At 38.2% G+C, this 25,772-nt stretch carries 18 protein-coding genes; 16 read left to right on the top strand and 2 right to left on the bottom strand.

Annotation, left to right across the window (positions count from 1 at the left end; translation table 11 throughout):
* The first annotated feature begins 148 nt into the window (after positions 1-148).
* From KFZ56_RS14845 to KFZ56_RS14820, 6 genes are all read left to right on the top strand, one after another.
* A complete protein-coding gene (locus KFZ56_RS14845) occupies positions 149-1,954 on the top strand; it encodes a sigma-54-dependent Fis family transcriptional regulator (protein ID WP_255585160.1) in 1,806 nt (601 codons plus the stop codon).
* Between the two features lie 144 nt (positions 1,955-2,098).
* A complete protein-coding gene (locus KFZ56_RS14840; protein WP_222642732.1) occupies positions 2,099-3,295 on the top strand; it encodes an iron-containing alcohol dehydrogenase in 1,197 nt (398 codons plus the stop codon).
* 18 nt (positions 3,296-3,313) lie between these two features.
* Positions 3,314-4,666 (top strand): GntP family permease, encoded by a 1,353-nt coding sequence (locus tag KFZ56_RS14835; protein ID WP_222642730.1) that lies wholly within the window; start codon positions 3,314-3,316, stop codon positions 4,664-4,666.
* A gap of 67 nt (positions 4,667-4,733) precedes the next feature.
* A complete protein-coding gene (locus KFZ56_RS14830; protein ID WP_222642728.1) occupies positions 4,734-6,194 on the top strand; it encodes a CoA-acylating methylmalonate-semialdehyde dehydrogenase in 1,461 nt (486 codons plus the stop codon).
* 226 nt (positions 6,195-6,420) lie between these two features.
* Positions 6,421-7,980 (top strand): AMP-binding protein, encoded by a 1,560-nt coding sequence (locus tag KFZ56_RS14825; RefSeq protein WP_222642726.1) that lies wholly within the window; start codon positions 6,421-6,423, stop codon positions 7,978-7,980.
* Positions 7,981-8,144: 164 nt separating this feature from the next.
* Entirely contained in the window at positions 8,145-8,594 is a 450-nt protein-coding gene (locus KFZ56_RS14820) for a MaoC/PaaZ C-terminal domain-containing protein (protein ID WP_222642724.1), read from the top strand.
* A 462-nt stretch (positions 8,595-9,056) separates the two neighbouring features.
* On the opposite strand, the gene KFZ56_RS14815 is transcribed toward KFZ56_RS14820, so the two are convergent.
* Positions 9,057-10,808 (bottom strand): GMC family oxidoreductase N-terminal domain-containing protein, encoded by a 1,752-nt coding sequence (locus tag KFZ56_RS14815; protein WP_222642722.1) that lies wholly within the window; start codon positions 10,806-10,808, stop codon positions 9,057-9,059.
* A 39-nt stretch (positions 10,809-10,847) separates the two neighbouring features.
* On the bottom strand, positions 10,848-11,630 hold the full coding sequence (locus KFZ56_RS14810) for a gluconate 2-dehydrogenase subunit 3 family protein (protein ID WP_255585159.1): 783 nt from the start codon (positions 11,628-11,630) through the stop codon (positions 10,848-10,850).
* 1,367 nt (positions 11,631-12,997) lie between these two features.
* Between KFZ56_RS14810 and KFZ56_RS14805 the strand changes: the two genes are divergently transcribed.
* The 10 genes from KFZ56_RS14805 to KFZ56_RS14760 all read left to right on the top strand — a co-directional run bounded on the left by KFZ56_RS14805 (position 12,998) and on the right by KFZ56_RS14760 (position 25,517).
* On the top strand, positions 12,998-14,470 hold the full coding sequence (locus KFZ56_RS14805) for an aldehyde dehydrogenase family protein (protein WP_222644009.1): 1,473 nt from the start codon (positions 12,998-13,000) through the stop codon (positions 14,468-14,470).
* Between the two features lie 311 nt (positions 14,471-14,781).
* Positions 14,782-16,155: an aminotransferase family protein gene (locus tag KFZ56_RS14800; protein ID WP_222642719.1), complete on the top strand. Its 1,374-nt coding sequence runs from the start codon at positions 14,782-14,784 to the stop codon at positions 16,153-16,155.
* A 229-nt stretch (positions 16,156-16,384) separates the two neighbouring features.
* Positions 16,385-16,558, top strand: a complete 174-nt coding sequence (locus tag KFZ56_RS14795) for a hypothetical protein (RefSeq protein WP_222642717.1) — start codon at positions 16,385-16,387, stop codon at positions 16,556-16,558.
* 132 nt (positions 16,559-16,690) lie between these two features.
* Positions 16,691-16,939, top strand: a complete 249-nt coding sequence (locus tag KFZ56_RS14790; protein WP_222642715.1) for a hypothetical protein — start codon at positions 16,691-16,693, stop codon at positions 16,937-16,939.
* Positions 16,940-16,944: 5 nt separating this feature from the next.
* Entirely contained in the window at positions 16,945-18,186 is a 1,242-nt protein-coding gene (locus KFZ56_RS14785; RefSeq protein ID WP_222642713.1) for a cytosine permease, read from the top strand.
* A gap of 273 nt (positions 18,187-18,459) precedes the next feature.
* Positions 18,460-18,633: a hypothetical protein gene (locus KFZ56_RS14780; RefSeq protein WP_222642711.1), complete on the top strand. Its 174-nt coding sequence runs from the start codon at positions 18,460-18,462 to the stop codon at positions 18,631-18,633.
* A 343-nt stretch (positions 18,634-18,976) separates the two neighbouring features.
* Positions 18,977-20,443, top strand: coding sequence for a purine-cytosine permease family protein (locus tag KFZ56_RS14775; protein ID WP_222642709.1), 1,467 nt, complete (start codon positions 18,977-18,979; stop codon positions 20,441-20,443).
* A gap of 583 nt (positions 20,444-21,026) precedes the next feature.
* Complete coding sequence (locus KFZ56_RS14770; protein WP_222642707.1) at positions 21,027-22,733, top strand: amidohydrolase; 1,707 nt, start codon at positions 21,027-21,029, stop codon at positions 22,731-22,733.
* A 305-nt stretch (positions 22,734-23,038) separates the two neighbouring features.
* A complete protein-coding gene (locus KFZ56_RS14765; protein ID WP_222642705.1) occupies positions 23,039-23,959 on the top strand; it encodes an NAD(P)-dependent oxidoreductase in 921 nt (306 codons plus the stop codon).
* Between the two features lie 43 nt (positions 23,960-24,002).
* Positions 24,003-25,517: a CoA-acylating methylmalonate-semialdehyde dehydrogenase gene (locus tag KFZ56_RS14760; RefSeq protein ID WP_222642703.1), complete on the top strand. Its 1,515-nt coding sequence runs from the start codon at positions 24,003-24,005 to the stop codon at positions 25,515-25,517.
* Positions 25,518-25,772: the final 255 nt, after the last annotated feature.

Below are 25,772 nucleotides of genomic sequence, written 5' to 3'. Positions count from 1 at the left end.
GTGGAATATGGAATGGAATCAATTCAACTCTTCAGGGAGCATGTTTTAACGCTTCTTTTTTATGTCTTTCAATCATATTTCAAATACATGTTATTATAAATACTAAAGTTATATTAATATCTTTAGTCCTAAACAGGAGGTAAGTTATATGATTCAGGATTTCATCCAACGTTCAGATAAAATGGTAGAGAAAGAAGAGATGTTAAGGGTAGAGAGATGGATGATCTCTAACCCTACATCTATTTCAATAGATAAAACAATAAAAGAAGCAGCACAAGTGGTAGACAAAATAGATAGAGATTGGATTCCAGTGGTAAGTGAAGGGATGAAGCCGGTAGGAATGGTTTCAGCTAGCATAATTTTAAATAGCTTTTTACATGGAAATGAAGAAACATCTGTAGTAAACAGTATTTCAAAAGAGAACTTTTTTATTGTCCGGTCGCGTGATTCCTTGTTAGATATTTACTCCTTATCCTATACATTTTTTGCCGTTATCGATGATCAGAATAGATTAGTAGGTACTATATCACAGAATGAAATTTTGAAAGGGCTTTCCTGGTATGTTAAGGAACTTGAACATACAGCAGAAATCCTGAATGTCATTTTAGATAGTGCATATGAAGGGGTTGCTGTTGTGGATGAAAAAGGTATCGTAAGAGAATTTAATAAAGCATATAGTCGTTTTACAGGAATTGATAAAAAAGTAGCTATTGGAAGTCATGTTCAGGACATAATTGACAATACGAATTTAAATAATACAGTGAAAACGGGGTTGCCCGAACGGGGAGCAGTACAATATATTCAGGGACAGGCAATGATTGTACATCGGATTCCTATTTGGAAAAACGATCACGTTATTGGTGCGATTGGTATGGTTATTTTTGAGGGTGTTACAGAGTTGTATCGAATCTACGAAAGATTTCAGGAAAATACGATTCCAAATAAACAAGAACAGCATTCTCTTTCTAAACAAAGAGGAGAGAGTAGCATCGTGACATTGGATCAGATTATTGGTGTCAGTGAGAGTACCTCTACTACAAAGCGTTTTGCAAGGAAAATTGCAAAAACCAAAGCAACCGTGTTAATAACAGGGGAGAGTGGTACAGGTAAGGAAATGTATGCAAAGGGTATCCACCATTTAAGTGCACTATCGGCAGGGCCGTTTATCAGTGTAAATTGTGGTGCCATACCAGAGCATTTATTTGAATCCGAATTATTTGGCTATGCAGAAGGAGCATTTACTGGAGCAAAAAAGGGTGGCAAGCCAGGTAAATTTGAATTGGCCCAAAATGGAACATTGTTCTTAGACGAAATTGCGGAAATGCCTCTTATGATGCAGACAAAATTATTACGAATTTTACAGGAAAAGGAATTTGAACGTGTCGGTGGGATTGAGAAATACGAAATGAATATGAGAATTATTGCAGCTACCAATCGCCATTTAAAAGAGATGGTAGAAGCGGGAGATTTTCGTGAGGACCTTTTTTACCGAATAAATGTTATTGAGTTGCCGATATCACCGCTTCGCAAGCGCAAAGAAGACATTCCACCACTGGTCTCAAATTATTTATATGCTATCTGTACGGCATATCAAATTCCGGTAAAATCAATAACTCCAGAGGCAATGTCAAAATTTGTCCATCATAATTGGTACGGCAATATAAGAGAACTTAGGAATACAATTGAAAAGATTGTTGTGTTAGTGGATGGGGATATCATTGATTCCCACCATTTACCCGAAATTATGATAGATAACGAGATTTTAAAAGAAACATCACAGTATGAACAAGCGACATTGATCAAACAAATGAAAGACCTCGGTGATGAGAAAGAAAAAGAACTAATACAGAGGATATTAAAAGAGACGAAGGGCAATAAGTCAAAAGCCGCAGAAAAGCTTGGTATTCATAGAACCACTTTATATCAAAAACTAAAAAAATATGAAGTTCATTAAAGTGTAGTTATATCACTACAAAAAATTAAACTGTAGTGATTAATATACACAATGTAGTTGAATAAGTTTAGTTACAAGGCTTTTTTTAATTGGCATACTTTTTGCAAATATAGATATGACGAAAAAAACAAAGGGGTGTAAAAAATGGAAACGTATGCTGTTTTGCGCATGCCACAGACGATTAATTATGGTCGTCATGCATTTGAGAAAGTGGGGGAAGAATCGGCAGCAAAAGGAAAAAAGGCGCTTATCATTAGTGATAAAGTAATGGATGATCTCGGAAATGTAAGCGATTGCCGTAGCTTTTTATCTAAAGAAAATGTTGATAGTACCGTTTATTTAGGTGTTGAATCAGAGCCAACTGATAGTTATGTAGCGGAAGCCTTGGATATATTTAAAAAAGAACAGTGCGATATAGTGATTTCTCTCGGTGGTGGAAGTTGTATTGATACTGCAAAAGCAATCGCTGTCTTAGCTACAAATGGAGGTTATATTGGGGACTATATGGGTGCGAAAAAGCTAGCTGATTCAGATCCAATTCCACATATTGCAATTCCGACGACTGCGGGAACTGGTTCAGAGGCAACCGATGCAACGGTGATCACAAATACCTCAAATGATGTCAAAATGATGATAAAACAACCAGCATTTATGCCAGTTGTCGCTATTGTTGATCCATTACTGACACTGTCTTCTCCACAACATGTAACTGCAGCAACAGGGGTAGATGCACTAAGTCACGCAATTGAAAGTTACATTTCTAAGCAGTCTCATCCGATGACAGATATGCTTGCACTTTCTGCAATGAAATTAATTGTTGAGAATATCATGACGGCTTATGATGATGGGGAAAACATTGATGCAAGAGAGGCGATGTCGTTAGGTTCCCTGCAGGCTGGTATTGCTTTTTCGAATGCTTCCGTGTGTTTAGTGCATGGGATGTCCAGACCAATTGGCGCGTTATTTCATGTTCCTCATGGATATTCGAATGCAATGCTTTTACCGGCAGTATTAGAATTTAGTAAGGAAGCTTCTATTAAACGGTTGGCTGATCTAGGTAGATTTTTTTCACCGGAAGCCAGTAACGATGTAGATGAAGATGCTGCTGATTTAGCTGTTTCCTCTGTAAAAGAACTTTGCTTACATTTAAACATCCCTAATCTTAGTGAATGGGGCATCGATAAACAAGAATTTGATAGCGCTATCAGTAAAATGTCTGAAGATGCTTTAGCAAGTGGGAGCCCGGGGAATAATCCGCGAGTTCCGACGCAAATGGAAATTGAAGAACTCTATTATGTTTGTTATTCGTATGCGTTCACCACAGAGCGTACAGTGAGATAGGGATGGGGGATTAGTTTCATGGATATCTTGGGGATGATTGGTTTAATTGCATCATTGGTGCTACTTGTTTATCTCACCATGAAAGGTATAAATATTATTATTGCAGCACTTATCAGTTCAATTGTAGTTGCTGTGACGGGTGGTATGAATTTAGGAACTGCTCTTATGGATGATTATATGTCTGGTTTTACGGACTATTTTGCTTCATGGTTTCTCGTTTTTTTACTTGGAGCTATTTTTGGGAAAATCATGCAGGAAACAAAATCAGCTGAGAGTATTGCACAATGGATTAAACGTACATTGGGAACGAAGCGAGCAGTGTTTGCAGTTGTAGCCGCAGCGGCAATTATGACCTATGGAGGGGTGAGTTTATTCGTTGTTGGCTTTGCGGTATATCCAATAGCCCTTTCATTATTTAGGGCAGCAAATTTGCCACATCGTTTTATACCTGCTGCTTTAGTATTTGGGTCAATATCGTTTACAATGACTGCACCGGGTTCTCCAGAAATTCAAAATATTATTCCGACTGAATTTTTTGGAACGACACCAACAGCTGGTGGTTTTATCGGTGTCCTTAGTGCATTTCTAATTATGGTCGCTGGGGGATTGTGGCTTGGTAGAATGGTAAGAAAAGCGTCTGAAAGAGGAGAAACGTTTTCCCTTCCCCATTCTATTTCGCAGGGAAAGGGAGAATCGGCTTCTGCTTTGGCTGCTGAAGAGCAGGAAAGTCAACAGACAGAAACGGCCAATGATCTACCGAATGTCATCTTAGCTTTTTTACCACTTATCGTCGTTATTGGCTTGTTAAATATCTTGTCGATGTTTATCAATCCAACTGCTTCCTTGTTGATTGCATTGACAACCGGGATATTCTTAGCGTGTCTATCAATGAATAAATATCTTAAAGAATTTTGGGAAGCTCTTGCCACAGGCACTCAGAATTCGTTGGTTGCACTTGCAAACACATGTGCAGTGGTTGGTTTTGGTAGTGTTGCTGCACAAGTATCAGCTTTTGATAGTGTAGTGGATGCTGTTGTTAGTATACCAGGCCCGCCATTACTTGGATTGGCGATAGGTGTAACAGTTGTTTGTGCTATTACAGGATCAGCATCCGGGGGGTTAGGAATCGCTTTACCAATTTTGGCACCTATTTATATGGGGCAGGGCTTAGATACAGGTGATATGCATCGTGTTTCTGCATTAGCTTCTGGTGGTATCGATTCTCTTCCACATAATGGATACGTGGTGACAACCGTACGTGCTATATGTGGGGAAACGCATAAAAGAGCGTATGCACCTATCTTTATGGTAAGCGTTATTGTTCCGACAATGGTATTGTTATTAGCAGTATTCTTATATTATATTTTCTAATCTATTCATGAATGGAAATGGACAAGAAGGGAAATTAGTATTTTATTATAATTAGGAGGTTTTATCTATGAGTCACACAAAAGTAAAAGCACTTCAAAACTATATAGGTGGAGAATGGGTTGAAGCAAAATCGAATAAAACAGAAGAAGTATATAACCCGGCCACGGGCGAAGTTATTGCACATGTACCGATCTCTTCACTGGATGATGTAGACCAAGCTATAAAAGTTGCATCGGAGGCCTTTCAAACTTGGAAGGAAGTCCCTGTTCCTAAACGTGCACGTATATTATTTACGTATCAACAGTTACTCGTCGATCATTGGGACGAACTGGCTGAAATTGTAACCATTGAGAACGGAAAAAGTTTTAAAGAAGCACAAGGCGAAGTGCAACGTGGGATTGAGAATGTTGAATTCGCTGCAGGTGCACCGTCTTTAATGATGGGAGAACAATTGCCATCGATCGCTTCTGGTCTTGAATCCGGTGTTTATCATTATCCGATTGGTGTTGTCGGCGGAATTACACCTTTCAACTTCCCAATGATGGTGCCGGCATGGATGTTCCCAATGGCTATCGCAACTGGTAATACGTTTGTCCTAAAGCCATCGGAACGTACGCCATTACTTGCTAATCGTTTAGCTGAATTACTGGAAGAAGCAGGATTACCAAACGGTGTATTTAATATTGTGCATGGTGCACATGATGTAGTGAATGGTCTGCTTGATCATGAGGATGTAGCAGCGATTTCTTTTGTTGGTTCTCAACCTGTTGCTGAGTATGTATATAAACGAGGAACAGATAACCTGAAACGCGTGCAGGCATTATCAGGAGCGAAGAACCATTCTATTGTATTACCTGATGCAAATATAGATAATGCAACAACTCAAATTCTTAATGCTGCATTTGGCTCAGCTGGAGAACGCTGCATGGCAGCTTCTGTTGTTGCTGTTGAAGAATCAGTTGCGGACGAGTTCATTGAGGAGCTTACACAAAAAGCAAATAATATAAAAATTGGTAACGGTCTTGATGAAGGCATCTTCCTAGGTCCGGTTATTCGTGATAATCATAAAGAACGTACATTAAATTATATTGAAACGGGAGAAAATGAAGGAGCTAAACTGGTTCGTGATGGACGTAACGATAAAGATGCTCAACGTGAAGGTTATTTCGTTGGACCTACTATTTTTGACCATGTGACGACAGAGATGAAGATTTGGCAGGATGAAATGTTCGCGCCTATTCTATCTATTGTCCGGGTGAAGGATCTTGATTCCGCTGTTAAATTAACAAATAAATCCCGCTTTGCTAATGGCGCATGTATATTTACGAATGATGGAGGCAGTGTCCGTCAGTTCCGTGAAACAATTGATGCGGGGATGCTCGGAGTGAATATTGGCGTGCCGGCGCCAATGGCATTTTTCCCGTTTTCTGGTTGGAAGGATTCCTTCTATGGGGATCTTCATGCTAACGGAAAAGATGGACTTCATTTCTACACACGGAAAAAAGTTATTACTACACGTTGGGTGTAAGGTTTAAATATTTTTTAAGAGAAAAGGAATCAGAAGTTTATTCTCTGGTTCCTTTTGTTCGAACCTTCAATTAATTGGTTTTAATAAAATGGGAGGTGGGAAATTGATAGAAAATAAAGTAGTGTTTATTACAGGTACTGCAAGTGATATTGTCATAAAGTAGGTATAGGTTTCGTAACATTAAAAACTATTTTTGTATCCGTTTACAAAACAGAGGAGGGCTCAAATGGATATAGGATATATCACAAGAAATATGACAAGGGATCCAAGAGATTCTAAAAAAACAGCAATTAAAGTGGAAAGCGGAGGATCATGGTCATACCAGGAACTTCACGAAAGATCAAATGCATATGCTAATAAACTTTATGAATGGGGGGTAAGAAAAGGCGATAGAGTCGGTATTTTATTATATAATTCCAAAGAATATATAGGTTTGTATTTTGCTGTTGCAAAAATCGGTGCCATCGCGGTAAGGCTGAATTTTAGGCTTTCCAGTAATGAATTGGAATATGCGTTAAATGACTCAGAAACAAAAGTATTATGTTTTGATTCAGACTTTAAAGAGAAAATAGAAGCGATCCATGATCAAATTTCTGTTCAGGAATATTTCTGTCTTTCTTATCATACGCAACGTATTCCAAACTGGTCACAGAAGTGGCAGGTTCTAAATGATGGTTCTGTTCGGGAAATACATGACCAGTATATAAATCTGACAGACCCGGTCATGTTAATGTATACTTCCGGAACAACCGGAAGACCCAAAGGCGCGATATGGACGCATGACACTACTCTATGGTTCTCATCAATTCAAGCAATGAAATGGGGATTCACTGGTAATGAAATTGGTATGACTACGGGTCCGTTATACCATGTCGGAGCTCTGGAAGATATAGCACTTCCCATTTTAATGGTTGGTGGAACTTTAGTAATAACGCAGAGTAAAGGTTTTGAAATATCTAGAGTTTTATCTGTAATCGAGGAAGAAAAGGTAACAGATTGTTTTATGTTTCCATTCATGATTTATGAAATGCTCCAATTATCCAATTTCAATCAATACGAATTGAAGAATTTAAGAACGATTTATACTGGTGGGGATTCCCTAATGCCGTGGGCTTTTGAACAATTAAATAAACACCATCCTCATCTTGGCGTTGTTCAAGTTTATGGCCTTACGGAAGGCCAACCAATAGCAACCTCATTGGATTCTAATGATTCTTTATCGAAAGGTCATACAGTTGGTAAACCAATGCCCTTAACGGAAGTTACCATTATTGACAATGATGAGAACCACTTACCTATTGGTAAAGTAGGAGAAATTGCTATTAAAAGTCCAGGTGTATCAGCAGGATATTGGAAAAAGCTGGATGCTACAAACGAAACATTTACCGATGGTTGGTGCAAAACAGGGGATCTAGGAATGATTGATGAAGATGGTTATATTTCCATAGCTGGAAGGAAGAAAGATATGATTCGAAGCGGTGGTGAAAATATTTATGCTGCTGAGATAGAAGATGTTCTTTATAGGCATAGTTCTGTAAAAGAGGCTTCCATTATAGGTATACCAGATCCAAAGTTCATTGAAGCAGTATGTGCCGTTATTGTTACAAAAGAGACAGTCAATACAACAGAGGAAGAGATAATAGATCATTGTAAAGAATATCTTGCTAGTTATAAAAAACCAAAGAGAGTCATATTTGTGGATGAATTACCACGTACAGCGTCGGGAAAGATCCAGAAGTATGTTTTGCGTAAGCAATTTGGTGATAATAGTGTTTCTTCGAAGTAAATTACTACATGGAATAGTGCATGTTCTCTCTTTACACGTATTTAGCTTAATTTAATAAATAGGATTCGCATGTCGGATTTCAGGAGAGCTGTTACCAGTTGAGGGATATCAAGGTAGAATGAATTGCAGAATGGGTAGAAAAAATCTGAAAGGGAGTCGTTAGAATGTTTGATAAATACCTTGAAGAATATAAGATTAATGAACAATGGACCACGAGAGGAAGAACCATTACTGAATCTGACTTGGTTATGTTCTCAGCATTTAGTGGAGATTGGTTTCCGCTTCACACAGATGAAGAATATGCTAAAAAAACCCAATATAATCAGCGTATTGCCCATGGAATGCTCGTATTATCAGTGGCGACTGGGCTGCTACATTTTGAACCGGAAATCGTTGTGGCTTTTTATGGTATGGATAAGGTGAGGTTTATCAGGCCAACGTATATAGGGGATACAATACATTTAGCGTTGAATGTAATTGATGTACAAGTCACAAATTCCTCCCAAGGTATTGTCACAGTCCAACTTGAAGTTAAGAAGCAAACAGAAGAAGTTGTTGTCGCAGCACAGATGAAATTATTAATAAACAGGGAAACAGCAACAGATGCTGATTAGTCTAACTATCTGGAAAATGTGAGTGGCAGCGCATCCACGTAGTTTTAACATACAAATGCGCGATCTAACTAGGATATGCGTCCATTTGAAAAAATCAATGGAGTGAAATACTTCAGTTCTATTTTTGGCATGACTGACTTTAAATATAGTTACTGTGTGGATGGTTTCGAATAGATTTATAGTTACAAAGGATGGCGCAATAAGGTGTGGTTTAGATTGATAGAGAGACTGATATTTCGCTATGAATAGAAGTTCTGTTTTGGTAAGGGGTGTAGAACATGTCTGATATACTCTCCTTAACTGTGGTAGGTTATAGATTGAGTATATCATGGCATGTTCGGTTTTGTTTATGTGTCTCGCTTTGTTTTCTTTAAACTTAACTTTTCATTCGTTTGTATCGCATATCGATTTTATAGATTAACTATTTATCTAAATGATTGGAGTCACCATTATTTTTATTTTCTACTTGTCATTGACATGGGCCACTTCCTTATTGTTTTTGGCTTGAACGAGCAAACCACCATCATCTTTCAAGTATTTTTCAATACCTTCTGCTGCGCGATATGCCATCGCTCCAACCGTTACAGTTGCTTGAGGTGGTCTGTGCGGCAGGGCAGATGCACCAATAACAAACAGGTTTTCCGCATCCCACATTTGCGAAAAGTTATTGATTGCAGAAGTCTCGGGATCATCCCCCATAACTACGCCTCCAGCGGTGGCTGGTCCATAATTATGGTTAAATTTTTCTGGGACTTCATCTTTATCAATAATGTCTGCGCCCATTTCTTCCATAATCTCAGCACATTTTTCTATCCCGTATTTGGCCACGTTTTTATCCTGCTCCGTTATTTGATGAGTCACCCGCAAAAGTGGGTCATGAAAAGCATCGGTATAATTAGGATCAAGATCCATATAATTAAAAGACCAACCATAGGAGGGGTGACTAAAGGAAATACTTAAATTACGGTTTGCATAAAATAATGATTGTTCTTTAAATTCTTCGCCCCAACTCGGAGTTCCTTTAGGTACGTAGTTTGTTGCAATGGGGCCACTGCCTTTCTGCCTGAATTCTACATCTCCACCTCCGATAAAATCAAGGTCTGTGTTGTCAATATATTCACTGGTCAAGTCACTAAACCCTGCTCCTAATGCACCCGCGCCCATGGCCAGGTTAAATTTTTGTTCATCAAAAAAACCTCGTACACCCCCGGCGGTATTGGTTCCGTTAGAGTTTTTGCCTATGACACCTGTTTTTGTTTCGGGATCATATTGTTCACCAATTTCAGAGAGCATTAATAAGCGGTTGTTGGTAAACACATAACCGGCAAGAACAACAACTTCTGCTGGTTGCTCATACTCTATACCTGTTTTCAAATCAACATATAATACACCTTTAGCTTTTTTTCCATCATAAATGATACGACGAGCATGAGCATTTGTACGTAGTTCATAGTTATCGGTTTCCAGTGCTGTTGGTATCACTGTGGCCACAGGGTCAGATTTGGCACCAAAATCACAACCATAAAATTCACAGAAAGAACAATACATACAAGCGTTAATGGTTTGCCCATCCGGGTTTTCATAGTGTTCTGTAATATTACCGGAAGGGAGTTGATACGGGTGATATCCCAACGTTTCTGCACTTTCTTTAAATAAACGAATGCCTGGTGTTTCTACAGTTGGAGCGGTGGGATAAGATGATGACCGAACCTCCCCAAGTGGATCAGGTTCTCCAGATGTTCCAACCGTTTTCTCAAACTTGTCATAGTACTTTTCCATTTCATCATAAGTAATACCCCAATCCTGCAAAAACATATCTTCTGGAATCTTATCTTCCCCATAGCGTTCTATTATTTTGGAACGTATTTCAAAATCAATACCAAAGAACCGCTTGGAAACACCTGACCAGTGTACACTGTTTCCCCCTACGTCAGTTCCGACCATCACTTCATCCTGAGTTCTTATCGGAAAGGCCTCTTCTCCAATCTCGCTTCTAGATGTAAGTGTTTCTATGGAATTATCCTGCATCATACCTTTTCTGGAAGCATAGCGTAATTCATCTTTAGATCCGATAAAATCGGAATGATTTTGCTCTTTTCCCCTTTCAAGACCGACCACTTTGTAGCCAGCTTTAGCTAGTTCGGCAGAAGGAATTCCTCCAGCAAAACCAGTTCCAACAACAACAACATCTACCTTATCAAGTTTTTTTGACAATATATGTACATCCTTTCAATTTTTATTAGCTGAGAAACCTTACGATTGATAGTCTTTTAAACTAATAGGATCCAGTTCTACAAATTCCTCCGATTCGATAAGGTCACTATATGCTGCACGTGGCCCTGGATATTCACGCATTTTCCATCCTTGCATGTCCTTGTTTCCGCCATATAATGGATCAGAATAGGCGCCTTCTATCGTCATTTTTCTTAATAAATTAAAGAAGGTCTTGGATGAAACCCCTTCCAACTCTATTTCATCATTATCGAAAGATTGAAGAATGGTATCTTGTTGCTTGCCATCGGCGTCATGGAAATCAACGTCATATTTATCTTTACTTATGACATTCATTTTGCGTAAACCTTCAATGAAAACCTCGCCTCGGTTCATTCTCGTCTGATAAAGATGGTCATATTTATTTTCTTTAAATGGTCCTATCATGTAATCCTTTCTATTTGAACCAAAATCCCCTGCAAGCTGACCGTCAATAAAATAAGGAACTCTAAGTCCTATTGCACCCGGGCCATTTTTATTTTCCGGATATATACGCTCTGTAGCTGCTTCTAATACATTAAAGTCTTCCTGACGAGTGAAAAACATTCGCGCCTCTCGATAGCTATCTTCAGCAATATTAGCTGTGGTATTGGATGGTTCTGTATTGTTCATGTCAACCACCAATCCGCCCAATAGGGAACCTCCTGCTAATCCTCCAATAACAAGTCCTGTATTCTTGACAAACTTACGACGACTTGGCTCATACGCTTGTTTTTTATCGTCTGAAGACATCTTATGTGTTCTATTATCCTTCTTGTCAGTCATTTTCTTCTCCTCTTTTCTTTATGAATGGTATATAGTTTGTTTCATATTGGGATTTTTTCCAAATAAGTTATTAAAAAATGATCTCTGCGGAACGATATACGGAGGACATGATCTAATAAATAAAATTAGCTATAAGATAATTTGTTGTTTACCATTCTAGAATTTTTATAAAACCAAAATAAAACCTTGCTGCATAAAAAATATTTAAAACACCCTGTTCTCAGGTTAAGAATAAAGTAAACCAAAACAGGGTGTTTTATGTCGCAAAATGACCACCTTATCCATTTACCTAGCATAAATGAAGTATTCCGCACGATTAAATAGCAAGTAAAAAGTTCACCCTCTATGCATCATTCATTTTCATGCCAAGGTGTTTTCCGAAATACTATATTTATGTCTTTAGAAAAAAAGAGAAAAATAAGAGATTGCTTCTGTTTATTTTCCATTTAAAATTTGAGGGAATAGAAAAAATTTTAGGTTTTTTAACGATAGAAGGAATATATCACTGCATATTTACTTTGTCAAATAGCAGTTATTATTTCAGGGTTGACGTATAAAGTTTTACCTGGACTGGCACATTTCGGTCAAACCCTGTGTAATGGCTATATGTTGTGGATTTATGCTTTTCTAATAATATGTAATAACTACGTTTGGAGCACCCGGTTTCTCCGAATAGTATTTGAGAAATCCACTCGTTTTTTGATGAAAAAGAGAATTAATTCCAAGAAACAAAAATTCAAAATAATACAATCTCTTTACTTTATACTACTTTCTTTGCTATAATATTATACTAAGTATATCAAACTTGTAAAAATTTTATCACTTTTTGTCATATGCATGTCTGGGGAGTTTTCAGGGGAAACTGTTCGTCCGTTCTATCTACGGGAGGCACAAAGAGAACTCAAAGTAAAAATTGGTGACTGAAAATAATAAGAAATTAATTTTTTCATGATATATAATACAAATTTGATACACCATTTGGCTGGTCTTTTGTATGGTATAATACAAAAAATGAGCTTCTCTCAAGCGGCAAAGACGTTTTACTTTTGGCCTACTCTTTTGGACGACAAGGTGCAACGAAAGGGGGATAGATTGGTTGAGAGTGGAATGGTCCATGTTTAGTTTATTAGATTTCAGCACATACCACGGAAAATATCATGAAAATGGTTCAATAAAGGGGCAGTATTCTTTCTAGAACGCTATAGTTAGTATACAAGCTTATTTATCGTCACCATCTATGTGAGTTAAAACATTTATCGAACACTTGTTCTTAACAATGTAGAATACATAAGGGGGAACGTTTTATTATGTGATTTTGCCAGTATATTGTACTGAAGTGATATGAAGAAACAGGGAGGCTATGAATGATGACACAACACTTGAAATTATATATAAACGGGGAATGGGTGGATTCCATAAACCCGCAAAGGCAAGAGATTCTGAATCCTGCTAACCAGGAAGTCATTGCCAAAGCCCCGAAAGCAACAAAGGATGAGACGGAAAAAACAATTCGTACTGCTAAAAAAACGTTTGAAAGTGGCGTTTGGTCTGAGTCTGATCCTCAGGAAAGAAGCAGGATTTTACTGCAAATCGCTGATAAAATGAGGGCAAATCAGGAAGTATTGGTTACACTTGAAGTGGAAAACAATGGGAAAACAAAAAGGGAAGCAGCGTCGGATGTTACAGATGCCATCAACACTTTTCAGTATTATGCAGATCTTCTCAACAATCCAAATGGACAGACGTATGAGGGTGACGATGATTTGCAGACGATGATTATCAAAGAGCCAATAGGAGTTGCAGGATTAATTGTCCCATGGAATTTCCCTTTATTGATGAGTATGTGGAAAGTTGCACCTGCTTTGGCTGCAGGTAATTCCATTATATTAAAACCAGCGGGTATTACTCCGATGACAGCGGTGAAAGTATTTGAACTGATAGATGAAACTGATTTGCCAAAAGGCGTTGCACATCTATTGATGGGATCAGGCTCAGTCGTCGGTCAGACTATTGCCGAAAGTGATGATGTAGACATTGTTTCCTTTACGGGAAGTACAGAGGTTGGCCGGGGTATTATGCAGGCAGCTACAGGAAACCTGAAAAAGGTTTCTTTGGAACTGGGTGGAAAATCACCGAATATTATATTTGATGATGCTGATTTGCGTACAGCTGTTGACCATGCCTTGTTTGGGATTTTTATGGGATCGGGACAAGTCTGTTCATCTGGTAGCCGGATTTTGGTGCAAGAAGGTATCCATGATGAATTCGTGGCAAAATTTGTAGAAAGAGCAAAGAGAATCAAGGTTGGTCCAGGAAATAACAAAGACTCCGAGATGGGGGCGATTGTTAGCGAAAAGCAGATGGAACGTATAGTGGAATATATTCGAATAGGAAAAGAAGAGGGTGCACGTATTGCTTGCGGTGGAAAACGGATTGAACGAGATGGTATGGAAAAGGGGTTTTTTATTGAACCAACTGTTTTTGTTGATGTGACAAGTGATATGAGAATTGTTAAGGAAGAGATATTTGGCCCTGTTGTAACCATTCAAACGTTTAAAGATGAAACAGAAGCAATCAAGATCGCAAATGATACAGTTTATGGTTTGGCAGGTGCTGTATTCTCAAGCGATCAAGACAAAGCGATGCGTATTATCAAAAAAGTACGTGCCGGAATTACCTGGGTGAATACCTACCACTTGACGAATGTTCAAGCTCCATGGGGAGGATACAAGCAGAGTGGTATCGGAAGAAGCCTAGGAACGTACGGACTGGACGAATACCAGGAGACAAAGCAAATCAATGTTAATATGGATCCGAAACCGATTCAGTGGTTTGGATAGACAATGAATTGATATGTATGTTTTCCCAGGTTTTAAACCTAAAAAAATCAGAATTTACTTGTTTATAAAACATTTATATAATTTTCCATGGACGTTAAATGAAAACACAAAGGTCGAAAAATGAAATATTGCGCGTTATGAACGCAATGTCTTTCAGTCATTATGTCTCATGATGGTGGAAAGTTTCCAATAACCTGTTTAGCTATTTAATGACTGTTATGGAGTGTGAAATCATTTGAACTATTTAGATGTTAGCGCGGACACTAAAAATTGATTTGAGGGGAATTTAAACTAATACGAGGTGATGAAAAATGAAAAACAAAGGAAAATACAGTTTGCAGCAACTAAAGGAAATTAACCAAAATATCATGATTCATCCACAGTCTGTACCTAAAGAAAACGCAGATGAAGGTCCAAGCATGATTTTTTCCAAAGGGGAAGGCATACGATTTACAGATATGCAAGGCAATACGTATATTGATGGCATTTCTCAATTATGGAATGTCAACCTGGGGCATGGGAATGAAGAATTGGCCTCGGCGGCCTATGAACAAATGAAGGAATTTGCTTATGGATCGCAATTTTATTCAAATAGTAACGAACCTGCCATTCTTCTTGCGGAAAAAATTGTGGACTATGCTCCTGGTGATTTGAATGGGGTATTTTACACTTCAGGTGGTTCGGAAGCTAATGAAACAGCATTTAAACTTGGACGATTTTATTGGCAATTAAAAGGGTACGAGTCCAAAAATATTATCATTTCATTACGCCGCGGTTATCATGGGGTAACCATCTCAACGCAGCGAGCAACCGGCATTAAAGAGTACCGGGAATTCTCCGGTTCCGGCGATCCCAATATTGTCAATGCCGAGGCTCATTTATTGGCCGCGGAAAAAGGCGATCAAAAAGCCCCCAACTTTGAAAAAAGCATTCGGCATATTATTGAAACAAAAGGCAGTGAAAATATTGCAGCTGTTATTTTGGAGCCTATTCAGGGTGCTGGTGGTGTTCACATTCCACCGGAAGGATATCTACAGGCCGTAAGAGACTTATGTGATGAATATAATATCCTTATGATCTCTGATGAAGTAATATGCGGATTCGGTCGAACGGGTAAAAATTTTGGAATTGATCATTGGAAGGTTGTACCTGATATGATCACCTTCGCAAAAGGAATTACCAGTGGTTACTTCCCGCTAGGCGGTGTATTGCTGAGCGAAACAATCAAAGAATCCATCAATCAATTTGATGAAAATTTAGCTCATGGTTTCACGTATACGGGCCATCCCACAGCTTGTGCGGTCGGATTGAAAACATTGGAAATTATTGAAAGAGAAAATTTGATACATCATGTAGCAGAGGTTGGTAGACAGTTGCAACGAGGATTAGATTACATCCAGGACAACCACTATCATGTTACCAATGCACGAACTGTAGGATTTTTGGGGGCATTTGATCTAATGGAAAATCCTGAAGCGGGTATCCCTTTTGGAAAAGATGTTAATGCAGCAGGCGATATGGTGACTTCTTGCAGTGAAAAGGGCTTGATTATTCGCCCGTTTGATTATGAAACAGGCATGAATATTCTTGCTGTTGCCCCACCACTAATTACAACGAAAGAAGAAGTTCAAACAATGATTGAAATGATGGATCAGTCGTTAACGGATATCGAAAAAAACTTGTAAACAGTAGTTTTGATTATATCGTTATTTTTCCGTACATTGGCAAGTTGTGTATCTGGAGGGGATTGTTCATAAGCATAAACAGAAGCGCCGTTTGATGCTAATGATCAGCCCCTTGCTTCGTTAGATAACGGATCGATGGTGAATGGGCAACCAGTCTTTTCGATTCAACACATGGATACCATATTCACATGTTTAACGTGAATAAAATCATGGAAAGGAGCTGTATCATTTGTCGCAAAAATCTGATAGAGAAAAGAAGGTTTATAAGGAAATCGAAGGAAAGGTCAAAATGTTAGATGATGACTCATATGATTTTGGTCCATCGATGAATAAACTGGAGGTATGCTTAATTATCGTCATCGCAGTTATCAGTGTTTTGGGATTAATATGGGGAGGGATATGATCGGGCAATATCAGGTATTTGAAGATAGTAGTTTTCTTCGAGAGTCTATATACCTGTGCGTGCCTATAAGACTGTAATTATAAAAAAATAGCTCAATCCGACTATATTCTTTGATATGGTGGAATGAAAGGAATGGTTATACAAGGAATGAAGAAAACATCAAACAAAAGGAAAGTAAGCAATTTGGATGATATTGAAAACGAAACATATTATGGAATAGTACCACTTCTTCGCAAGGATAGAATTTATGGTTTTTGGGATGTGTTGTTGGTAACGGGTGCCTGGGCCATTGCTACATGGGCATATGTACAAGGTGGTCAGATTGCAACCTTAATAGGATTAAAACAGGCATTAACCAGTACTTTTTTGGCATGGCGTTAGCGGGTGTGGTAATCGGCTTGTGTGTTATTATCACAACGAGATACGGAATAGATATATGGATTTATCAAAAAGCTGTATTCGGATATCTTGGACTGATTGTCTTTGCAGTTATTATGTTAGCAAGTCAACTCGGTTACGATGTTATTAATACAGAGGTATTTGCAAGTTCAATGATAAAAGTCATGGGGACTTATGGTTTGGAACTGTCGGACGCTTGGACACCATGGCTTGCAACGGCTTGTGCCTTGCTTGGAACTTGGATTGCCATCAAAGGCCCGATTGCCGTTCGAAATGTAACTAGAATAATGGTGCCGATGTTGTTTTTGATCGGAATCATCATTTTGATAACCGTATTTTCAAATTTTTCATTTTCCGAGCTAATGCAAATCAAACCACTGTACGCTGATGAATATGGTGGGGCTTGGGAAAAATATATGATTGTCACCGAATGGAATATTGCCTTTATTTTTGGATGGTTTGCTTCCATAGGAGTTGTTTCCCGACTTACCAAATCTGAGTCCAAAAGTTATTGGGGACATTTCAGTGGATTTACATTCATTATGGCTTCTTTTGTATGTATCGGTGTTCTGACAGCTTTGGCCATGCTTGGTGCAACAGGTGTGGAAAGTGTTGATCCAACTGATTGGTTGCTTGAATTAGGGGGGCCGGTCTTGGGCATCATGTCGCTTGTTTTTATAGCATTTGCCAATATTTCAACCGTGGCGGTTTCTCTCTACGGAATAGCGATAAGTACAAAAGTGTTAAAACCTGAATTAAAGTTTAAATATGTTACACTCTTCTGGGCTGGATGGATTATTTTACTAATTTTTTGGGGTGGCATTTGGGATTACTATCATGTTTTTCTGGCTTTAATTGGGGCAACGGCAGGACCGATAGTAGCGCTAATCTTAGTGGACTTCTTCCTTATCCGTAAAAGTAGAATTTCGATGAAGGATTTATATCAAGTTAATGGAAGTAAGGGTTACATGTATTCAAAAGGAATTAATATCCCAGCAGTCGTGTCATTTTTTGTTGGAATAGCTGGTTACTTATTTGTTTATGAACCGTTTGAAGGTGTGCCAAGAAGTGACATTTTCCTCTTTACAACCGGCACAGGCTTCGGAATGTTTGTTAGTGGGGCATGTTATTATCTATTAAGTCTCATCAAACCAATCAATCACTATTTAAGAAAAGATAGACACCTAGAATCGGAAACGAAGCAAAACGCTATTTCAGGAGAAAAATAATTAGCAAGGATAATCTGGAATGAACTTGCAAGGAGTATATAAAATATATCTGATGCAATCTTAGTTGCTAATAGTAAATTTTGATTGAGCAAACTTGAATGCCCCCCTAACTCTTGCGCACAAAGCGATATGTATTGAACCCAAACATTGAACGAGTTTAAACGAATTGACGGTCAGCTATCCAGGTCTTTGTGAAATTGTAATAAGTGATTCTTATTATCGCTACTTCCTACCAGAACCCCGTAATAGGGTTTAAAGAAGGGAGGTGGAACAGTGGCACAGAAAGATTTTCTGAAAGACGAATTGCAAAAGGAAATCGAAGATAGGGTGAAGATACTTGAGGATCCATCATATGATTATGGGCCGTTATTGAACAAGAACGATGTCATTGCGATGTTTATTGTCGCTGTGATCAGTGGTCTAGGATTGGTATGGGGATTATTTTAATTTAAAAAGGTGATAGTAGATCTATAGATGAATATTAAAAATTCTCCTAATAAGCAGTATACATTTAAGCCATATTGGGGAACAAGACTTTCGTTTAGTTCTTTGAGATAAAGTATAATTTGTTATTTAACAAGCTCTCGATTTTTGACAAGTCAAAGAAAAATCCATGTTTATAGGACTGGACTAATTTTAAAACTACTTGTTTCAATATATACACCACAGAGCATAGGGAGGAGATTTAATTTTTCTGTTTGACTCCGAATGCACAATACTAATAATAAAGGTTGGAGGGTATTTTTATCAATTTGTGCCTTAAGCACAGCGAAAGGAATGATACTTCAATATGAGTAATCAATCGAAGCTGGATCAAGTAAATAACGAAGTATATTATGGTATTTTACCAGTTCTTCATAAAGAGAGAATATATGGGTTTTGGGACATTTTTATTGTTACTGGTGCCTATGCTATTGCTACATGGACATATGTACAAGGCGGTACTATTGCTACTCTTCTAGGTTTGAAGGAGGCAATAACTTCTACAATTTTTTCGATGTTGCTGGTTGGGTTAATAATTTATCTAGTTGTTTTAATTCCTACTAGATATGGGATTGATTTATGGCTTTACCAGAAAGCTCTTTATGGCTACTTGGGCTTAATCATTGTTGCTAGCATATCTATAGCAGCCAGTTTTGGATATTCCGCAATTAACGCCACATTGTATGGAAATTCTATAGTTTTGCTTTTGGATTCTGCTAATGTTAGTGTATCAAGTTTTTGGAAACCATGGATCGATGCAACTTGTATACTTTTGGGGTTATGGATTGCATTAAAAGGACCAATTGCCGTAAAGAGAGCAACGAGCATAATGGTCCCTTGTTTGTTTGCTATCGGAATAATTATAGTATTTTTAGTATTAAGTAGTTATTCACTTGCAGAGTTAGCGTCCATTGAACCTTTAGATGCTGGTATATTTGGCAGTCATTTCATTAACTATATGATGGTCATGGAATGGAATATAAGTTATATTTTTGCATGGTTTGCTGTACTTGGTGTTCTCTCTCGGTTGGTGAAAAAGGAAAGAACGAGTTACTGGGGACATATAGGGGGATTCTCAATCACTATGGCGATTTTTATTTGTATCGGGATTTTAACTGCATTGGCGATGGTCGCAGCGACTGGAAGAGTGAGTAGTGATCCGACGGAGTGGCTTATTGAGCTAGGAGGTCCTCTAATGGGAACGCTATCTTTGGTTCTCATTGGGGTTGCGAATATCACGACTCAGGCTGTAGGTGTATATAGTCTTTCAGTTAGTACAAAAATTGTGAAACCCGAGTGGAGCTATAAGAAGGTTGCAATTTTCTGGTCTTTCTGGTGTCTTTTGTTGATCTTTTGGGGAGGGATTTTGGATTACTACAATGTGTTCTTGTCAGTAATAGGCGCCACTGCTGGACCTATGACAGCTCTTGTATTGGTTGATTTCTTTTTAATAAGAAAACAACAGTTTTCGTTAAGATCAATTTTCAAAGTAGGAGGATCAAACGCTTATCAATATACTGGTGGTTTTAATATTCCTGCATTCATTGCACTCGCCGCAGGTATGGCAAGCTACTTTTTTGTTTACAACCCCATTACTTTTGAAATAAATAGTGGAATTTTTCTGTACACTACTGCTACTGGGCTGGCCTTAATTGTAAGCTCAACTGTATATTATCTAATAAGTTTGTTCAAACCATTTAACTTATATTTGAAAAAAGACAGAGATGATGAAACAAAGGCCAATTCTAATGATACTATTAAAACCTCTTCATAAGGGAAAAGGGTAGAAATTAACAAAATTATTTTAAAAATAAAATATTAATATTGCAAGTTAAAAAAGGGTATGGTGCTCGCAAAAGTTCCAGAAATGGCATTGCCCACTGAATATGGAACAAAAAAACATCTTGTTCTACTATGTTCGTCATCAGTTGGATGGATATTTGGGTCTTTTAAAAATGTAAGTTTATCTTTTCGATGCGTATACCAGGGCCTGGCTAGGGTGTCACATGTTGACATTCTTCCCCCCATTTCGTCAGTGATGGCTTCGTAAAAAGCATCAAAAGATACGAGCGCATCACGTAAGCTGGATCGCGTGACCTGACCCTTGATTTCCGTAAACGGCACCTAATATAAAAGTGATCTCGGAGAAATCGGTAACCCAAATTTTCGTGATCATCGGCCAATCGCTATTTACAATTGTGAGAATGACACCGGAATAATGTTTTCAAGCTGATTCATGACGCAATTGTTGTAGTCCTCATATAAGAGACAAAATTGGTATTTATAAAAACACCTCAATATTGATTACTAGGAAAGAATTCCTTCACAAATTTAAAGTATAATGGAGGTAGATAAACATGTTCAGTAAGAGTTATGATTTAGAAAGAATACATAGCCAACAAACTACTGATCTTATTTTGAAAAATGGGGCTATCTATACAGTAGATGGTACGGGAAGTTGGGCCGAGGCGCTGGTAATTGATAAAAGCGGCAAACTCGTATACGTGGGAGACGATGAGGGGACCAAAGAATTGGCCGATGTCAATACCACGATTATCGACCTTGAGGGAAAAATGGTGTTGCCTGGCTTTGTTGATAGCCACACTCACGTCACGCTTGGTTCTGTAACAAATTTATTTTCTCTTAATCTTACTGGAATTACGTCCCTTGAAGAGTGTCTGCAGGCCCTTCGAGAGTTTAGAAAAGAAAATGCAAAGGCACAAGTAATTCGAGGCCGGGGATGGGATGACACGATTTTTTCCAGTTCAATTCCAATTAAGAAAATTTTAGATAACGTTATCTCCGATGTCCCTGTTATCTTATATTCTGAAACTCAACATTCAGCGTGGGTAAATTCCAAGGCTCTTGAAATTGCAGAAATTACGATGGACACTCCTAATCCCACAGGAGCTGTAATTGAACGGGACGCTGCAGGAGAGCCTAATGGTATTCTTCGGGAGTTTGGAGCTTTTGATTTAATAGAAAGTCAGTTACCATCATACACGATTGAGGAATACACTGCTGGAATCCAATACTATCAATCAATGGCCAATGCATTTGGTATTACGACTGCTCATGACCCAATGCTTCATTCAGGGGGGAATGATCTTGAAGCAATCAGGAAAGCGGAGGAAAGTGGGCTGCTTAACATGCGTATCCTTGGTTCTTTGCTTACTGAACCCGATAGGGGAGTGGAACAGGTAGCAGAACTTGTAAAGGAAAAGAATAATAATAACGGCGCATTGTTTATGGTCAATTCTGCTAAGATTTTTATGGATGGTGTTGTTGAAGCAAACACTGCTTATTTAAAGGAGCCGTATGAAAATATGCCAGATTTCTATGGGGAACTGATTTGGTCACCTGAGGAGATGGATAAGATTTGTTCAGCTCTTGATAAAGAAGGATTCCAAATTCATGTCCATGCAATTGGGGACGCTGCGCTCAGTAATACTCTAAATTCTTTTGCTCATATGATAAACACAAACGGGAATAGGGATGCTAGACATCAAATTACTCACCTGCAATTAGTAGATTCTAAAGACATCAAACGATTTTATGAACTTGGGGTGATTGGGATTCCTCAACCCTATTGGTTTATTAAATTTCCCTATTATTCTATTAGTCTGGCTAACCTTGGTCAGGAAAGGGCTGAACGAGAGTTTCCAATGAAAAGTTTTATTGATGCCGGTGTAGTTATGGCTTCCGCGAGTGATTATCCGATTTTACATGATGTACACCCCTGCAATCCTCTTATTGGTATTCAGGCTGGTATTTCAAGGGATAAATTAGACCCAAACGACCCCGCAGACATCTTGTGGCGAGAGGAACGTGTAAATCTCGAAGATATGATCTCCAGTTTTACCATTAATGGTGCTTATGCGAACTTTATAGAAAGTATTACTGGTTCTATTGAGATAGGGAAAATGGCAGACCTCATCATTCTCGATAAAAATCTTTTTGAAATTCCAGTGAAGGAAATTAACAAGGTCAAAGTGCTTATGACATTTTTCCAAGGGAAAGAAATATATCGGAATAATTCATTTGAGCCATTAATTTATAAATGATATCACGTGAAGTTATCTCATTAAAAGTTAATATTCCTTTTACAATTAATAATCAACAGTTTTTTCAATGGGGTTATTTCAACTGAAAAGACATGCCGGTGTACAATTTTATCATTTGATCGCGTATCTAGACCGTAAAAGCACATATCATTGAAATGGACACTATTTAAAGCTTATGCTACTCACTTAGACATAGAATTAGGCTATGTCTAATTATAAAATATTCTTATTTTACAAATGACTATATTATTATTAAAGTTAAATTATGATAGCGATTTCAATTTAACGTTGAAGGAGGTAGTTATATGAAAGCGAGAAAAGTAGGCTTTATTGGATTAGGCAACATGGGGTTTCCCATGGCGAGAAACTTAATGGAAAATGGCTATGGCGTATATGGATCAGACGTAAATGATAATGCGGAGAAACAGTTCGCTGAAATAGGTGGACATATAGGGTACACACCATCAACAATATCAGATGAAGTGGATTTTGTATTCACTAGTTTGCCTACAGAACAAATCGTAGAAAGTGTTTATTTGGGCGAAAATGGGCTTATTGCCAATAGTAAAGCGCCGTTAACGTTAATCGATGTGAGCACGGTTTCTCCAGAATTAAACAGAAAAATCGCAGAATCCGCTGTGGAACAAAATGTTCAATATTTGGCAGCTCCTGTCAGTGGAAGTGTATCTGGAGCAGAAAATGCCACACTAACTATCATGGTAGGCGGCGATAAGGATATATATACGATAGCACTTCCCTATTTGAAAGCAATCGGGAAGAATGTATTTCATGTTGGTGAAGACCATGATCTTGGAACGGTTGTAAAATTAATTAACAATCTAATTTTAGGGATTAACACACAAGCAGTAGCAGAGGGACTGCATATGGCAGACATCAAAGGTGTGGATCGTGATCTCGTTTATGATATTGTAAAAGTCAGTAGTGGTCAAAGTACAGCATTTACGCGTAATTACAATGATTTCATTTCCAAAGATGAATACATCAAAGGTGCTTTTACAACCGCTCTCTTACTCAAAGATTTGAAACTTGCACAACATGCACTAAATGAAGAAAATGTGAAATTACCTATAGGTGAAACCCTTATTAACTATTTAGACTCCAGTATCGAAGGATATTTAGATAAAGACATGTCTTCCACATACTTAATGTTAAAAGAGGAAGAGGCAAAAGCTGCTCATAGCAGCAAAAAGGGATTAATTACGTGAATTTAAATGATAGTAAATTTACGCAGGAGGGTTTGGAATAAAAATGAAAACGATAACAAAGGATGAAGTTACTCATTTTATAAATGGAGAAAAAGTAAAAGGAAAAAACAACAAATATGGTTATGTATACAGCCCTTCGACCGGGCAGCAAATCGCTACTGTACCATATGCTTCAGCTGAAGAAGTGGATGAAACAGTTAAATCTGCTAAACAAGCTCAAAAGGAATGGGCAAGCACTTCTTTAGGAAAAAGGGCTAAAGTGGTTCAACGGTTTAGTGAATTGCTTACACAGCATACCGAAGAATTGGCTCGATTAATCGGTAAAGAAAATGGAAAAACCATTTCAGATGCAAAAGGTGAAATAAGTAGAGGAATAGAATCGGTAGATTTAGCTATGGGTGTAGCGCAAATAGTAAAAGGAGAGCATTCAACCAATGTCGGAGGAGATATTAATGCATATTCGATAAAGCAGCCTTTAGGTGTAGTTACATGCATATCTCCATTTAATTTTCCAGTAATGGTGCCCCTCGCAATGAGTACCATGGCTGTAGCAGTTGGAAATGCTATGATTTTAAAACCATCTGAGAAAGTACCCCAATCAGCTATACGAATGTCTGAATTGTGGAAAGAGGCTGGATTACCGGATGGAGTATGGAATGTTGTGAATGGGGATAAAGACACAGTAGATGCCATTATTACACACAAAGATGTGCAAGCAATTAGTTTCGTAGGTTCAACCAAAGTGGCTGAGGCAATCTATGAAACAGGCACCAAACATCATAAAAGGGTGCAAGCATTTGGCGGTGGAAAGAACCATATGGTTATCATGCCGGATGTTAATCTGGATAAGGCAGTAGACGCTTTTATAGGTGCTGCATATGGCTCCGCATCTCAAAGGTGTATGGCTATTTCGGTTGCTATGCCGGTTGGGGAACAGACGGCTAAAGCATTTACAGAAAAGTTAAAGGCAAAAGTGAAGGATTTGAAGCCAGGAGCATTTGACGATAATAATGCTGACTTTGGTGCCGTCATTAGTAATGAGGCAAAACAAAATGTCTTAAAGGCGATAGATGAAGCTGTAGACGAAGGAGCTCAAGTAATCGTTGATGGCAGAAAGCCTAACGTGGAAAATGAGGATGGATTTTATCTAGGTGCAACTTTACTGGGAGACGTTACGCCGGATATGGATGTATATAAGAAGGAAGTGTTTGGTCCTTCCCGTGAGATAGTCGCTGTAGAAAGTCTCGAGGAGGCTATAGATGCGATTAACGAACATGAATATGGTAATGGTGTTTCCATATTCACGAATAGTGGCGTGGCAGCGAGAAAGTTCACGCAGGAAATAGAAGTAGGAATGGTAGGCGTTAATGTACCTATCCCGATTCCAGTTGCGTATCACAATTTTGGAGGTTGGAAAGGATCAAGGTTTGGAGAAGGTCAGATGTTTGGACCAGATACAGCAAGGTTTTTCACTAAAGTGAAAACCGTATCGGAAAGATGGTTTGATGATGGAGATATGACCAGCACGACGAACTTTAATTTTCCCAGCAGTGATTGATTCAACAAACAGGGCCGAATTTGGCCCTGTTTTCTCACTTATAAAATAGACTTTAAACCCTGTTACATAAGCATATAAGTTCTGCTTACAAGGTTTGAGGAAAATGCTCTGGTGGCTCTTTGTCTTCCCTCCAATCTCAAACAGACATCCATAATGAGTAGATTCCTTTCAAAAGGTTTCTTTTTTATGGTAATTGTTTACAAATATGGTAATTAATTTAAAGCAATGATAGAGCTTATGGTACAAATTTTATAA

The sequence above is a fragment of the Virgibacillus sp. NKC19-3 genome (assembly GCF_019837165.1).
Lineage (GTDB): Bacteria > Bacillota > Bacilli > Bacillales > Amphibacillaceae > Virgibacillus_L > Virgibacillus_L saliphilus.
The sequence above is the reverse complement of the archived record's forward strand: the minus strand, read 5'-3'. Positions and strand labels throughout refer to the sequence as shown.

Coding starts and splice junctions, on each gene's coding strand:
- KFZ56_RS14845 (WP_255585160.1), top strand. CDS start 149: ATGATTCAGGATTTCATCCAACGTTCAGATAAAATGGTAGAGAAAGAA.
- KFZ56_RS14840 (WP_222642732.1), top strand. CDS start 2,099: ATGGAAACGTATGCTGTTTTGCGCATGCCACAGACGATTAATTATGGT.
- KFZ56_RS14835 (WP_222642730.1), top strand. CDS start 3,314: ATGGATATCTTGGGGATGATTGGTTTAATTGCATCATTGGTGCTACTT.
- KFZ56_RS14830 (WP_222642728.1), top strand. CDS start 4,734: ATGAGTCACACAAAAGTAAAAGCACTTCAAAACTATATAGGTGGAGAA.
- KFZ56_RS14825 (WP_222642726.1), top strand. CDS start 6,421: ATGGATATAGGATATATCACAAGAAATATGACAAGGGATCCAAGAGAT.
- KFZ56_RS14820 (WP_222642724.1), top strand. CDS start 8,145: ATGTTTGATAAATACCTTGAAGAATATAAGATTAATGAACAATGGACC.
- KFZ56_RS14810 (WP_255585159.1), bottom strand. CDS start 11,630: ATGACTGACAAGAAGGATAATAGAACACATAAGATGTCTTCAGACGAT.
- KFZ56_RS14805 (WP_222644009.1), top strand. CDS start 12,998: ATGACACAACACTTGAAATTATATATAAACGGGGAATGGGTGGATTCC.
- KFZ56_RS14800 (WP_222642719.1), top strand. CDS start 14,782: ATGAAAAACAAAGGAAAATACAGTTTGCAGCAACTAAAGGAAATTAAC.
- KFZ56_RS14790 (WP_222642715.1), top strand. CDS start 16,691: ATGGTTATACAAGGAATGAAGAAAACATCAAACAAAAGGAAAGTAAGC.
- KFZ56_RS14775 (WP_222642709.1), top strand. CDS start 18,977: ATGAGTAATCAATCGAAGCTGGATCAAGTAAATAACGAAGTATATTAT.
- KFZ56_RS14770 (WP_222642707.1), top strand. CDS start 21,027: ATGTTCAGTAAGAGTTATGATTTAGAAAGAATACATAGCCAACAAACT.
- KFZ56_RS14765 (WP_222642705.1), top strand. CDS start 23,039: ATGAAAGCGAGAAAAGTAGGCTTTATTGGATTAGGCAACATGGGGTTT.
- KFZ56_RS14760 (WP_222642703.1), top strand. CDS start 24,003: ATGAAAACGATAACAAAGGATGAAGTTACTCATTTTATAAATGGAGAA.